The sequence below is a fragment of the Bradyrhizobium sp. 22 genome, from assembly GCF_000482425.1.
GTDB classification, from domain to species: Bacteria; Pseudomonadota; Alphaproteobacteria; order Rhizobiales; family Xanthobacteraceae; genus Bradyrhizobium; species Bradyrhizobium japonicum_B.
Window position 1 is genome coordinate 1,613,937 of record NZ_KI519400.1, and the last position, 13,933, is coordinate 1,627,869.

General features: G+C 59.5%; 12 protein-coding genes and 1 pseudogene. 4 read left to right on the forward strand and 9 right to left on the reverse strand.

Annotated features, from left to right (window positions below; all coding sequences use genetic code 11):
* Positions 1 to 14: 14 nt before the first annotated feature.
* Together istA and istB are read left to right on the forward strand one after the other, a co-directional pair.
* Positions 15 to 1,505: pseudogene (istA, locus tag K410_RS0133020) on the forward strand (IS21 family transposase); the annotation flags it as partial.
* An 8-nt stretch (positions 1,506 to 1,513) separates the two neighbouring features.
* Entirely contained in the window at positions 1,514 to 2,377 is an 864-nt protein-coding gene (gene istB / locus K410_RS0133025) for an IS21-like element helper ATPase IstB (protein WP_028138839.1), read from the forward strand.
* 783 nt (positions 2,378 to 3,160) lie between these two features.
* Here istB and K410_RS0133035 read toward each other — a convergent pair.
* The 7 genes from K410_RS0133035 to K410_RS37610 form a co-directional block, all read right to left on the reverse strand.
* A complete protein-coding gene (locus K410_RS0133035; protein WP_028138841.1) occupies positions 3,161 to 5,257 on the reverse strand; it encodes a methyl-accepting chemotaxis protein in 2,097 nt (698 codons plus the stop codon).
* Positions 5,258 to 5,569: 312 nt separating this feature from the next.
* On the reverse strand, positions 5,570 to 7,249 hold the full coding sequence (locus K410_RS0133040; RefSeq protein ID WP_028138842.1) for a methyl-accepting chemotaxis protein: 1,680 nt from the start codon (positions 7,247 to 7,249) through the stop codon (positions 5,570 to 5,572).
* Between the two features lie 52 nt (positions 7,250 to 7,301).
* The gene (locus K410_RS0133045) at positions 7,302 to 7,622 is read right to left on the reverse strand and encodes a hypothetical protein (RefSeq protein WP_155253791.1); all 321 of its coding nucleotides are present in this window, start codon (positions 7,620 to 7,622) and stop codon (positions 7,302 to 7,304) included.
* A gap of 731 nt (positions 7,623 to 8,353) precedes the next feature.
* Positions 8,354 to 8,491: a methyl-accepting chemotaxis protein gene (locus K410_RS41565; protein ID WP_080672316.1), complete on the reverse strand. Its 138-nt coding sequence runs from the start codon at positions 8,489 to 8,491 to the stop codon at positions 8,354 to 8,356.
* Positions 8,492 to 8,637: 146 nt separating this feature from the next.
* On the reverse strand, positions 8,638 to 8,877 hold the full coding sequence (locus K410_RS0133050; RefSeq protein WP_028138844.1) for a hypothetical protein: 240 nt from the start codon (positions 8,875 to 8,877) through the stop codon (positions 8,638 to 8,640).
* 271 nt (positions 8,878 to 9,148) lie between these two features.
* A complete protein-coding gene (locus K410_RS0133055) occupies positions 9,149 to 10,096 on the reverse strand; it encodes an AraC family transcriptional regulator (RefSeq protein WP_028138845.1) in 948 nt (315 codons plus the stop codon).
* Positions 10,097 to 10,118: 22 nt separating this feature from the next.
* Positions 10,119 to 10,424 carry a hypothetical protein gene (locus K410_RS37610; protein ID WP_049820419.1) on the reverse strand — a complete coding sequence of 102 codons (306 nt, stop codon included), beginning with the start codon at positions 10,422 to 10,424 and terminating at the stop codon, positions 10,119 to 10,121.
* 821 nt (positions 10,425 to 11,245) lie between these two features.
* On the opposite strand from K410_RS37610, the gene K410_RS0133065 reads away from it, so the two are divergent.
* Positions 11,246 to 11,764: a hypothetical protein gene (locus K410_RS0133065; protein ID WP_028138846.1), complete on the forward strand. Its 519-nt coding sequence runs from the start codon at positions 11,246 to 11,248 to the stop codon at positions 11,762 to 11,764.
* Between the two features lie 491 nt (positions 11,765 to 12,255).
* Positions 12,256 to 12,495, forward strand: coding sequence for a PilZ domain-containing protein (locus K410_RS0133070; RefSeq protein ID WP_028138847.1), 240 nt, complete (start codon positions 12,256 to 12,258; stop codon positions 12,493 to 12,495).
* Positions 12,496 to 12,703: 208 nt separating this feature from the next.
* Here the strand turns inward: K410_RS0133070 and K410_RS0133075 are convergent, their stop codons facing one another.
* Complete coding sequence (locus tag K410_RS0133075) at positions 12,704 to 13,135, reverse strand: hypothetical protein (protein WP_028138848.1); 432 nt, start codon at positions 13,133 to 13,135, stop codon at positions 12,704 to 12,706.
* A gap of 465 nt (positions 13,136 to 13,600) precedes the next feature.
* A complete protein-coding gene (locus K410_RS0133080) occupies positions 13,601 to 13,825 on the reverse strand; it encodes a helix-turn-helix transcriptional regulator (RefSeq protein ID WP_028138849.1) in 225 nt (74 codons plus the stop codon).
* Between the last annotated feature and the right edge of the window lie 108 nt (positions 13,826 to 13,933).

A 13,933-nucleotide genomic window follows, 5' to 3' on the forward strand; every position in this document is an offset into this window, starting at 1 on the left:
GCAGGTGGTCGGAGATGCTGATCGTGGAGACGATTGCCCGGATACGGCGCGAGCATTTCATCAAGGGCAAGACGATCAGGGAGATCGCCCGGGACCTGAATGTATCGCGGAACACGGTGCGGAAGGTGCTGAGGTCGGGCGAGACTTCATTCGAGTACGAACGCGCCGTCCAGCCGCGTCCGAAGCTGGGACGATGGGCAGCAGAGCTGGACGGGGTGCTGGCAGCCAATGCGACCAAGGCTGCTCGCGAGCAGCTGACGCTGATCCGGATCTTCGAAGAGCTGCGCGGCCGTGGGTACGACGGTGGTTACGATGCCGTGCGGCGTTACGCCAGACGATGGAGTACGGACCGTGGACAATCGACGGCTGCGGCCTACGTCCCGCTGAGCTTTGCACCTGGCGAAGCCTACCAGTTCGACTGGAGCCACGAGGTGGTTCTGCTCAATGGCGTGACGGTGATGGTGAAGGCCGCCCATGTCCGGCTGTGTCACAGCCGCATGCTGTTCGTGCGGTGCTACCCGCGCGAGACGCAGGAGATGGTGTTTGACGCCCACGACCGGGCGTTCGCGCTGTTCAAGGGCACCTGCGGGCGCGGCATCTACGACAACATGAAGACGGCGGTAGAGACGATCTTTGTCGGCAAAGGGCGTCTCTACAATCGCCGCTTCATGCAGATGTGCAGCCATTACCTCATCGATCCGGTCGCCTGCACGCCGGCATCAGGCTGGGAGAAGGGCCAGGTCGAGAACCAGGTTGGGCTTGTCCGCGAGCGCTTCTTTACACCGCGGCTGCGATTCAAAACCCTTGACGAGTTGAACGCCTGGCTGCTGGACAGGTGCATCGCCTACACCAAGGCACATCGTCATCCGGAACTGACCGAACAGACGATCTGGGAGGTGTTCGAAGCCGAGCGGCCAAAGCTCGTTCCCTATGCTGGCCGGTTCGACGGATTCCATGCGGTGCCGGCCTCGGTCTCGAAGACCTGCCTGGTCCGCTTCGACAACAACAAGTACTCGGTCGCGGCCAGCGCGGTCGGGCGGCCGGTCGAGGTCCATGCCTACGCCGACCGCATCGTGATCCGCCAGGACGGACGTATCGTTGCCGAACATCCGCGCGCCTTCGGCCGCGGCGAGACGACCTATGATCCCTGGCATTACGTGCCGGTGCTGGCGCGCAAACCCGGCGCCTTGCGCAACGGTGCTCCCTTCAAGGATTGGGTGCTGCCGGCCGCGATCGAGCGCATACGGCGCAAGCTTGCCGGCGCCGAGGATGGCAACCGGCAGATGGTCGACATCCTCAACGCGGTTCTGACCGACGGTCTACCCGCTGTCGAGGCGGCTTGTGCCGAGGCGATCGCCCAGGGCGTCCATTCCGCCGATGTCGTGCTCAATATCCTGGCCCGGCAACGCGAGCCCGCCCCACCCGCCAACATCATGACGCCGGCTGCACTGACGTTGCGCCACGCTCCGATCGCCGACTGTGCCCGTTACGACAACCTCAGGAGAACCATCTGATGGAACGCACTCAACTGTTCGACCTCATGGGCGAACTCAAGCTCTACGGCATGAAGGCCGCCTTCGACGAGATCATGACGACCGCCGTCAAGCGTCAGCACGAACCCCAGCGCATTGTCGGCGACTTGCTCAACGCCGAGATCAACGAGAAGCAGGCCCGCTCGATCAAGTACCAGCTCACCATCGCCAAGCTACCGCTCGCCAAGGATCTCGACGACTTCCAGTTCGTTGGCACCCCCATCAACCAGACGCTGGTCAATGACCTCGCCGGCGGCGGCTTCATCGCTCAGCAACGCAATGCCGTCCTGATCGGCGGCACCGGCACCGGAAAGACCCATCTGGCCATCGCCATTGCCCGAAGCAGTATCCGATCCGGCGCGCGCGGGCGCTTCTACAACGTGGTCGACCTCGTCAACCGTCTGGAGATCGAGACCCGGACCGGACGGCAGGGCCGGATCGCCGAGCATTTGACCCGGCTGGACTTCATCGTTCTCGACGAACTCGGCTACCTGCCGTTCGCGCAATCTGGCGGTCAGTTGCTGTTCCACCTCGTCAGCCGGCTCTACGAGCGCACATCCGTCGTCGTCACCACTAATCTGGCGTTTGGCGAATGGCCCAGCGTGTTCGGCGACGCAAAGATGACCACCGCGCTTCTCGATCGACTGACGCACCACTGCGACATCGTCGAGACCGGCAACGACAGCTGGCGCTTCAAGAGCCGCGACGATGATCATGCCACCCGCGCTCGTCTCGTCTCCGCAACCCCGGCCAGCTCCGACGAGACGAGCGCTACCGCCAAACCGAGCCGCTCAAGGGGGTCAAAATTGGAAGCCGATACGGGGTCAAATTTGAACGCCGATTGACACTGATATGTCCCTTCGTGGTGCCGCCGCACCGTTGCGAGCCATTCCGATAGACCGCTCTCGACGATATTCTGTGCGATCAATCGACCAGCGGCCCTTGTTGCCGTCGCATCAATCGGCGAACCGCTGAGGACCGCTCTGAACATCGAATGAATGCTGGTGGCTCCTGCCTGCGCGGCTCCGGCAATGCTCGATATTGACTCTTGCTTTGCCGCGCAGATCTTTCCCTCAGACAAAACGTTCAGCAGGTGGCGCTCGTTCACCGGAGAAGTGAGGACGCAGCTGGCACCAAGAGCATATGCTTGCGCGGTGGATAGCCGTTCACGTCGATCAACAATGTAGATCAGCCTTCGCAATTTCGTGGGTCTGCTGGAGAGATGACGGAGGGGGGCAATGTGCTTAGGATCTTGCAGCTTCGCTGCCACTATGGTCGCGTCGAAATGTTCCTCGTGGATCTTGGTGTCGTCCAGCAATGCGGCGCGCACCTGGAAGTGCGGCTCCAACATCGATCGCAGGGTCGACAGTTTGGCAATGCTATCTCCAACGACAAGGACGTCCATGTCCGGCCCATAAATGCTAAGGTATCGACCTAAGATCTCTTTCTTCAGAACAGGGTGCGCACGGTACCAACTCCGGCTTCATTCTGTTCTCTTGATCACTCCACCCAACTCGCCATTAGTCTATTCGTCTGCTGGAACGCGCCCGCTGGCGCGTCCCAGGTCTCTCGCCGCGCTTCGGCGCGACGGCGTGCGCGGTCACAGCTTGCATCCGTTCTTGCGCGAGTCAGGCTGCTCGCACCGAGTCAAGGAACTTTGAGACCTCCCCGTTGAGTCGACTCGCGTCGGCTGACAGCGTCTTGGCTGCCGAGAGCACCTGGGAGGACGCTGAGCCGGTCTCGCTGGCGCCATGTTGTACGTCTGCGATGCTGGATGACACCTGCTGTGTTCCCTGCGCGGCTTGCTGCACGTTGCGCGCAATCTCTTGCGTCGCGACCCCTTGCTCTTCCACCGCCGCGGCGATCGTTGCTGAAATCTCCGAAAGCCCTTCGATGGTGCCGCTGATCTCAGCAATTGCTCTGACGGACTCTTGCGTTGCAGCCTGCATGCTGGTGATTTGTTGACCTATCTCCCCGGTCGCCTTCGCGGTCTGTTCGGCGAGCGCCTTCACTTCGGACGCGACCACCGCAAAGCCACGCCCCGCTTCACCTGCACGCGCGGCCTCGATGGTGGCATTGAGCGCCAGGAGATTCGTCTGTCCGGCGATGGAATTGATTAGATCAACCACATCGCCGATCCTGGCGGCAGCTTGTGACAATTCTCCGACACGCGCGTTGGTCGTTCGGGCCTGATTGACAGCATCACTTGCCATTCGGGCCGATTCTTGGACCTGCCGACTGATTTCGTTGACGGACGACGATAGCTCCTCCGTCGCGGAAGAAACCGATTGTACGTTGGCGGATGCCTCCTCCGATGCAGCGGCAACAGTCGTTGCCAACTCCTGCGAGTGATCAGCGGTGTTCGTGAGCGTCGTTGCCGAAGCCTCGAGTTCTGTCGAGGCAGAGGAGACAGTCGCCACGATTTCGCCAACAGCGGACTCGAACGCGTCAGCGAGACGGTGCATATCCTCTTTCCGCTGTTCGGCCGCGATCTGGTCCTGCCTGATCTTCGCCTCGGCTTCATCGCGGGCCTTCTGTTCGGCCTTGACCTTGAATGCCTCAACGGCTTGAGCCATATCGCCAACTTCGTCCTTGCGGCCCAATCCGGGGAGGATAACAGCGAAATTGCCTTCAGCAAGTCTATTCATTGCGACAGTCAGCGACGATAGTGGGCGCACGATTCTCGAGAACGCCACCCAGAAGCTCAATAGCGCGAGGACAATGCTCGCAGCCAATACGCCACTCGACGTGATCAGGCCGGAAGTACCCCTTGCAGCCTCGTTTGCCGCTTCCTGATCCGCCGTCGCGCCAACCGCTTCAGCGAGGCGCAGGATTGAGTTGATGGCCGTTGTTGCCTTGACAATGTACTCGCTACCCGTGATCTTGTAGTCGCCGGCCGCGGCAGTCGCGAGGATCTCATCTCGGACCTTGCCGTAGCCACGGAAATAGTCGTTCTCGACGCTTTGGATCGCTTCAACCACTTTTGCAGGAAATCCCGGGCGCTGGGCAAGGGGCGCAACAGTATCCCAGGCAAGCTGCACCTGCCCACGGAAGTTGGCGATATTGCGAACACCATCTGCCGTCAGCGCTGCGCGAGCGCCAATGACGCCCCCGAGCAAAGCTCGCTCCCGCCCGGCATTCTCAGCCATCAGCGCGATCAGATGTCTGACACTGACCAGTCGCGATAGTTCCGCCGTGGGCGGGCTCGTCAGCGTTTCCAACGTGAGCCGCAATCTGTTGGCCGCAATATCGATCAGATCGGTGATGGCCGGCACGAAGCCGTCCACGACCTGCGCATCCCGTTCGGCACCTGCCTTATCGAGATTTGCATCGACCTTGGCCCGGATATTCTGGAACGCCTGAAATGTCGCCTCGGCATCGGAGATGCGCTTTTCGGCGGTTTTCATTTCCGGCACGTCGCGCAAGCGTGCTATTGCGTCCCGGAACGCCCGGTCCGCACCTGCGCGCGTCTTCACGAGTTCGGCACGACGCTCTGACGAAACTGCTTCAGGCGATTTCAGCAGCGCATTGGTGATGCCACGGCCGACTGCCCACTGGCCGGCGCTTTGGAGGAGCAGCTGGGATGCTTGATTGATCTTGAGAAATGCCTCGGCTTCTCGCCTGACGTCATAGGCCCTATAGGCGTTGTACCCGGCCGACGACACACCCATCAAGACAAGCACCGCAATTATCAGAGGCAGGATCGTGCCGATTCTCAAACTCACTGGGCTCTCCTATAAATCTTTGGGTTTCGCTTCTGGCTCGTCGGGAAGATCATAACTGAAGGCTCGCTATCGAAGGTTGTTTCACAGCAAAAGCTCACGAAGGTACGTCGCCGGGTGTGCTGCTTCCCACAGGGGCGCTGCTGCGATAGCGTCCACGGCCTGTCTCTGGCGCTCGCCTTCGCGAGGGCGCCACAATGCGGTTTAACGCCCGCTGCAGGCGCAGAGTACGTTCATCAGTATGAGCTGCCGAATTGCATTTCAGTACGGAGATGATTGGAACGAGTGGCATTGTCGAGCCTCCGATTCCGACCTTCATGCAACTCGGACCGAAGAAAGGAAATTGCTGACCTCGGTCTTGAGCCGAGTGCTGTCAGCGGAGAGAGTTCGCGCTGCCGATAGCACTTGCGATGATGCCGATCCCGTGTCACTCGCGCCCCGCTGGACGTCAGTGATGTTGGCAGAGACTTGTTGCGTGCCATTGGCAGCTTGCTGGACGTTGCGTGATATTTCTTGGGTCGCGGCGCCCTGCTCTTCCACCGCCGCAGCAATCGTCGAGGAAATCTCCGACAGCTTTTCGATGGTGCCGCTAATCTCCCTGATTGCGCTCACGGACTCCTGTGTTGCAACCTGAATGCTTGATATCTGCTGACTGATTTCGCCAGTGGCTTTTGCAGTCTGCTCCGCGAGAGCTTTCACTTCGGAGGCCACGACGGCGAAGCCGCGTCCCGCCTCGCCTGCGCGGGCTGCTTCGATTGTCGCGTTCAACGCTAGAAGATTGGTCTGCCCGGCGATGGTGTTGATCAGCTCGACCACGTCCCCAATCCGCCCCGCCGCTTTCGACAGTTCGCCGACCCGATCGTTGGTGCGGCGAGCTTGATCGACCGCCTCATGAGAGATCCGAGCGGATTCTTGCACCTGGCGGCTGATTTCGTTGATGGAAGAGGCCATTTCCTCAGTCGCGGATGCCACCGACTGCACGTTGGTGGACGCTTCTTCGGAGGCCGCGGCCACGGCGGTGGAGAGCTGTTGGGTTGTGTCGGCAGTCTGCGTCAAAGTACCTGCCGCCCTCTCAAGCTCTGTGGCTGCTGAGGCTACGGTTTCAATGATGCCGCCGACGGCCGCTTCAAAGCCTCCGGCAAGCCGTTGCATGTCTGCCTTTCGCTGCGTCGCGGCACGCGCTTCCATATCTTTCTTGGATTCGCGATCAAATCCCAGCTTCGCTTGCAGCGCCTGAATATTGCGCAAGACGATGCCGATCTCATCGTCGCGTTCAACGTTTACGCGCGAATTGAACTTCCCTTGTGCGATGTTCGCCATCAGATCATTGAGGTGCGCTAGAGGCCGGCTGAGGGCTCGTATGGTCGAAGCGGTGAGGATGCCGCCAAACAGCAATCCCGTACAGAGCGCGGCAGTTGCCGCCACGCCTCCAACAAAATCAGCGGCTGCAATGATCACCATTGAGCTCATGAAAACAGCTGCCAAGGTGAGAAGACGCGCCTTAAGCGAGCGCGTAAATGTACCGAAAATATCCAGCCACGAACGCTTGCGGATCATGCCGGCATCGATCTTGTAAGCCGTGGCCTTACCGGCTCGGATCAGGGCATAGACGCGCTCCGCCTCTTCTCGTTGATCCGCAGGCAGCTTCGAACGAATGGACATGTAGCCTGTGATATGCCCATTTTCCCAGATCGGAGTAGCGCTTGCGAGCACCCAGTAAAAGTCGCCGTTCTTGCGGCGATTCTTCACGGCTCCGGCCCATGGTTTTCCTGCTTTAATGGTGTCCCACAAGTTCTCGAAAGCCTCAGGCGGCATGTCCGGATGACGCACGATGTTATGAGGCTGCCCTATCAACTCTTCGTCGGCAAAACCCGATGCCGCAACGAACTGATCGTTGAAGTAGGCCAGCTTGCCCTTCAAATCTGTCTTCGAAACAATGAGCGTTTCGTCGGTGATCGGATACTCGACTTCCGTAACGGGTAGGTTCTTCCGCATATCATCCCCCAATGAGCTAAAGAAAAATCAGGTTCGACAATCGTCGATTGGATTACAGGCTCAGCAGCTTGGCTCGAGCAAAGGCGAGCAACCGCTCAGCGGCTTCGATCTTGTTTTCAAAACACTTCTTGGACAGCGGGTCGCTAATCTGGTGGGCGACAACGCGAGCGTTTTGGCTGGTCAGCTCGAGCAGGAGGATTCCGCGACGCATTTCCTCCTTCGCCTCCGACTTGAGCAGCACCAATCGGGAGGCCAGCTCCGAAAGCTTGGCGGTCAGTTCGGAAGACTCGCCCAAACCTCCCTCAGGGCGAGCAGATCCGGACGAATGCTGGTCGCGCGCTGGCTGCTCGCGGAAATTCACTACGTTCGACAATGGGCACCTCCGAAAATTGGGAACTGCAAAGTGGCAATGCGCTCGCTACCTCGCGAGAATCTCGTGTGCTGCTAAGCATCGGATCGTAAGTTTTCACATATGTTAATTGAGTTCCGCGCACTGGTGCAGCAGTACCAATCGAAACAAAAACAGTATCGAAATTGCGCAAAGTGCCGAAAAATGTAGCGTCAGCTTCGCCGTCGGCGCGCGCCCGTTTAGGAAGCGGAGCGAGCGTCACACTTTGCTTCTTCTCGATAAGCTGCCGCGCAGCGCGCAAACACCGGCGTAGCTGTCAGTTGATGGCGTTGATCTCTTTGGCAGCATCTGATGAAGCGAAGCGGCGGCCAAGCTTGGAAACCGGTAAAGCTCTCGGCTTCGTCTCATGACCAACATCTGCGCCAGCCGTCCTGACTCCCACTGCCGGGATCAGAGCGACGGAGATGATGAATCATATTGCAGCACCTTCAGGTAAGTGGTTATTGATTCCCATGCGCAACTTGCTTGAGTTGGGCCGAGAGGAATCCCGCCAACTTGCAGACAATCTTTGCGGCCCCTTTCGCCTTCCTGACCGCGATTTTTCCTCTATCCGTCGCGCTGCTCTCGGCGACGGCTATTCCGACCTCTTGAATGACATCGATGCTCGCTTGAGATGCCTGGGATGTCCTCGATACGACGGGCGATGTCTTCGGCCACCTCCCCGGTCTTGCGCGACAGCGCTTTCAACTCATGGGCTATGACGGCAAAGTTCCTGCGGCCTCGCCGGCGTGGGCCGCCTCGATCGTCGCGTTAAGCGCGAGCAAATTGGTCTGCGCGGCGAGCTTGGAGATCAGATCGGTGACGGTCTGGATGCGGGTCGTAGCACCGTTCAGCGCCCATCGTTCCTACCCGATCGATCTCGTCTGCGGCGCGTCCGGCGAGGTGCGCGGTCTGAACCGTTCGCTCCGCGATCTTGCGACCCGCCGCGGAGCTGCTTGGTTGCGGTGGATACCGCCGCCACATCGCTGGTCGCCTGCTGTCACGAGACTGCCACCGCGCGGGCTTCGGCCGCAATTGCCTTCGCATCTTGGGCAGCCCCGGTACCGTGCTGTACCCCGTCATCGCGAATAGGCAGAACCTCATACGCCGGGCTGTCGCTATCCGCCTCGAGAAGCTCGCACATGTCGCGCAATGCCGCACGATCCTGGTCATCGATCGACCAGGAAGCGGACGCGCTGAGCGCTATCTCCATATCGAGCAGGGCGACGCGAGCCAGCACAACTTGCAGGCGCCGCCGCCTGCCATGCCGTTGCCCAGCCGGATAGTTTCGCCTCGGCCTCTGCCTACAAGCCTGTCAACAGCCTGGTGTCGATTGCGGCGCAGTCGTGGGGCTCAAGCCCGAGCTGATGATGAGCCCGTCCCATCTCTACGGTGGAGGGAGTCCATGTAGGCCCTTCATTGCGACAAAAATCACTTGGTTTGCTCAAGACGTGGCGACTAGGCTGAACGGTCATTTGGAGCTTCGAGAAACCCCCTTGAATGTCAGGCCTCTACGATCGGGCCCGCATGAGCGTTTCCGATGGCAATTCCCCGAAGCTGGCTCGGTAGTTTCGAGAGAATTCACCCATATGCCAAAATCCATTCGAAATGGCCGCTGCTTTGATGTTGATACCGAGATGACCCACCGTTAACAAGCGTCGGACCATCCAGAGTTTCTTCATCCGAATGTACCGGTGCAGGGGAATTCCATGCACGGTCATCGTCGCCGCTTGTAATGTTCTGATCGAAATCCCGAGAGTGATTGCCAAGTCTTCGCTATATACTGCGATGGTCGGACGGAGCTCGATGAACTCGTCGATACGCGCAACGATCTTGTTATGTCTTTCGAACGACCTTGACCTGGATTGGTAACCGTCTTGCTGAAGCATGATGTCGTCAAGTGCTGCATACAACGTTTCCTGCATTGATCTGGCTCGAACGGCGAAATCATGCCCATCGGTGCAGGTAGATGCATTTCGTGCAAGCGCCGCTATCACCTTTTGAAGGCGGAGCATCCGCTGGGGCTCCGCCGCCATAAAGCTCAGACCATTGTCAAGATCGCTCCAATCCCTCATATTTATCTTTGAGCTGAGACGAATGAGCGAATGAGTATTCGGGTGCGGCTCATCCACGCGGCAAGAAATAGTTCCGCGCAAGAACAACACACCGCCTCCCGTTACAGCCTGCCCGTTTGCGGTGTGGTAATGATCCTCGGACATCGGTACGACCAACCCGCATTGCTCTGCGCCGAGCTCTCCTTCGAATACACGCGCAAAGGTTCGTTGCACCACAAGTCGGCAGTTTGGCAGAGCCAATGCTGCTCGTGAAGCCGAGAAGGTCTTGCGGTCAATCAGAACGGTTCTGGCCTCGCCGAGCACACCGCTAGAATGAAATTGATCGATCGTCTGGAAACGCTCGACGCGAAGCACCGGAGATGACTTCAGGTCCCAACTGGACATACGAGCGGCCCCAGAGGGAATATCACGCTGCATGAGTTCGGAAATTGGAGACTTTTTCGCGCGCTGATTCAATCATGTCGCTCAAAGCCTCCGACTCCTCCAACAGATGGGATGTCGCAGGGGCCTCTTGAAAGTCGTCCAGGACGACTCGAATGCATTTGTTCGCCAAGTCCAGAACCGTAAGAACGCGCTTCAGATCGGCAGTACGAAGATCTATCTCATCCAGATAGGATAATGCTTCTCGAATTCCGTTGAGCCGTTTGATGGCCGGATGCATGGGCTCAAAGCGGACGAAGTGCGACACTGGAAGAGGCAATATGTCGGCCATGCCGTGTCCTTGTGTGTTTGCCCATGGCGGTTTAAATGTTACTTATCACTCAATCCCTAAGAGTTCCATCTCATGAACTATCGGTATTCGGCAACTGGAGGGATCACGTCAATTCCGCGAACGGGAGCCGACATGTAGTTCTCCAATACGCGTTCGTGGCGAATCTTTGGGGCTACGCTGCCGCCCCTCAAATGGCAGTATGGCCCGCCCGATCTCTCAACACTTTATCCGATTTCTTGCCGTCATGCCTTGCCACCGCAGGGAATAGAATACCGGCGGTGCTTCTGACGCTATGTTCACGATACCTTTTGACAGAGTTGCGCGGCTTCGAAAGCTATCGTGTGATTCGACCACTTCTTCGCTGCTTCCGCACGCCCCTTCAAGCACATAGCGGACGCCAAGCTCGCGGCCGACTAGTTTCAGGTCTACGGCCCGGCACGCCGCTCATGTTGTCGAAAGGCAAGACAGCGATCGAGGCCTTGTCCGTCAGGTCGAGAGCGCCCCTAGTACGAGGTACAGACGGCCGCCGGCGGCGGCGTGAGCAGCCCCGTCGACCAGCCTAGCTGCCTGTCTGCCGGCATTGCTTCCCATGGAGCACCTTCCGAAGCTGCCTATCGTCATCTACGGCGCGCCGGTGCGCGGCATGGCGCCGTACGGCTCCTGCCACGGCAACCTTGTCATGATCGGTAAAGTCGCACCAGCGGTGCACAGGTGTGCCTCTCCAAATCCGCATTATTTCGCATATGGTTGCAGAGTTTTGCAGAGACTTGCAGAGCCTTTTTTGGCTGCTTAGATACTCCTGACATGGGGAGAGGGTCGACATGGCGAGCAACAAGGAGCTTCAGACGGGGCTGAAGGCGATGTCCGAGGACTACCACCTGCTTAACGGGGGACGGAAACGGCTGTCGCGGCTCGTCGCCAGCCACCTATGGTGGTTCGATGCTGCCGAGCGCCGCGGCATGAGCTGGCGTGACATGATCGGCGTGCTGACCGCCGCAGGCATAAGCGGTAGAGGGGGACAACCCCTTAGTGTCGGGACGCTGTCGTCCACTGTCTGGCGCGCGCGAGCCGAGAAGGAACCAGAGGCGGACAATCAGGGCCGCCAACGAGGCCTTGAGCCGGAGGCGAGCCGGCCGCGTGCGAAGGCGCCAGCAAAAGCACCACGCCATCCCGCCGCTCCGTTGCGGCAGGAACGACGTGTGGCATCGCCTCAGGACGTCATTGAGGTCTCGAACGTTCGGCGGACTTCGACCTCGTCGCCGCGATTGGAGCGGGCCAACAAGGATGTGTTGGCCTTTATGGACAGGGCTCGAAAGGTCCGCCGCCGGTCGGAAGTTTAATTCTGCCGCGCGTTGGTGAGCGAGCGCGGAGTACCCGCGGAGCTGAGCCGTCCAATCACCAGACGGTCTCCGTTGACTTGACGCTGACATTGCCATTGCAATACGCAGTCAGAATCACGTCGTCAGAGGCCTGCTTCAGAATGTCCGAGGATCCAGAGACGATCGGACTCCGCCCGATGGTTGTCGATGGTGAGGTTCAGGCTGACGACTATGAAGTCGTGTGGCGCGGACTGTCGATCGGAAGAATTCTGAAGCAGCCGCACACTCGGCACTGGTGGTGGGGATGCAATGTCTATGGTCAAAATCCCACGCCCGGCGACCGGGGAGTCGCCATCGATTTCAGGGATGGCCAGGTGCGGTTCAAGCTTGCATGGGCCAGGATCAGACCGACACTGACGGAACAGGACATTGCGACTGCGGCCCAGCACGCCGAAAGGCTTGGCCGACAGAGGCCGTCTGAGAAACAGCAGCCTGAGGTGCCGCTCCAGGTTCTGGACAACCAGCGCGCCGCTCCGCGGCAGCGGGTGCTGAAGTCCGGCATCATCGAGTTCAATGGCGGCGCCATTGATTGCGTCGTACGAAACATCTCCGACACGGGTGCGGCGCTCGACGTCGCCAGTCCGCTCGGCATTCCCTCGGAATTCAATCTGCTCCTGTCTGGAACGCGCACGCATCAACGCTGTCGCGTGGTGTGGCGCAAAGAAAAGCGAATTGGTGTTGCGTTTGACTGAGACCGCGCACGCCGCGTCAGGGAGCGATATCGTGGTGTCGCCCAACTGGACTACCGAGCGGGCACGCGCCGCTTGTCCAAATCGAGTTCCGGGAATTCATTCGCGCACGCGAGCACTCTTTGGCAAATCGCGGCGTCGTCACCGTGGATTCCGAGCGTCAGGTAAATGTTCACATCGCCCCGCCGGGCATACACGATCCACTGACCCGTCAGGCGACGAGACTCACTGCGCTCGCGAAGCCACCCATGACGAATTCGTGGATCAGCGCGCCCATGAGCTTGTCTTCGGGAATTGCCGCCTCGCCGATGGTCTTTGCGGCATGCCCGGCAAAGTCATTCGCCCGCCAGTGGTTCCAGACATTCTGATGCAGGAATGACGCCTGATTGTAGTGCTTGTGCCAGAGCCCGGCCAGCGGCGACCGGACGAACATGGTCGGCGGCTTGGTGAGACTCGGGCGGGCGCCCGGCGCCCCCTCCAGTGCGGCAATCTCATCAAGGATCGCGAACACGTTGCCGGAACGGCGCTCGAACATCGCCGCAAGTTCTTGGACCAGGACGGTCGAATAGCGGCCCGCTACCAGTTGGAGGTCGAGATTTTCTCGAATGTAGGCGATTGTACCGCGGCTGATGTCCTGTTCCATTGATCAAGCCATACTATTCTGGCGCTTCCGTCGCAACGACCGGGGCACCGTGCCGAGCTCCCTCAGGCGAGATGGCTCTTACGGCGCGCCAGTCGACTGCCTTCCAACGATCGCGGCAGATCGGAGTGCAGCGAAGCAGTCCATGACCGGCGAAGAAGCTGAATGGTTCCTCCTGACCACCGACGATCCGGACAGGTCCTTCGTCGCGCCTTTCGTGAAAAGCTTATCGGTTGTTGATTTAACTCAATGCGCGCCGCGCCAGTTGGCACAGCCTTCCTGCGTCATTGCCGAACTTCCCGCCCAAGGAGGGAGCTACGACGCTGACACTGAGCCCCGGACACCCAGGTTCGGGGCTCTTTAGCGCCGTGCCCCCCGAATGCCGGCCGGCCAGTTGCTTCCACTACCGACCATTCCGAAGCGGGCAGATAGGCCGTCCTAGGGGGAGGTTCGATCGAGACCGACGTCTCAAGGAAGGAGCAAGTCGGCGACGCCTACGTTGAGGGCGACGGCTATTTTGTCCAGGGACTCAAGCGTCGGATTTGCCTTCGCGACCTCCAGAGCGCTGACTAGCGCCTGCCGAACGTTTGCCTCGTCGGCAAGATCGTGCTGCGACCAGGCTCTCTGCTGCCGCAAACGGCGAAGATTGCGGGCAAGCAAGCGTTTGGTGTGCGCTGGTGTTCGCCGCTTCATCCGGCAGGATGATGCATTTGCGAGGCGCAGGCGCCACACGCTTTAACGTATAATACACGTCGAAGCGTATAGCATGATGCCGATAAACTTTTGCGAGCAGAGCGATGT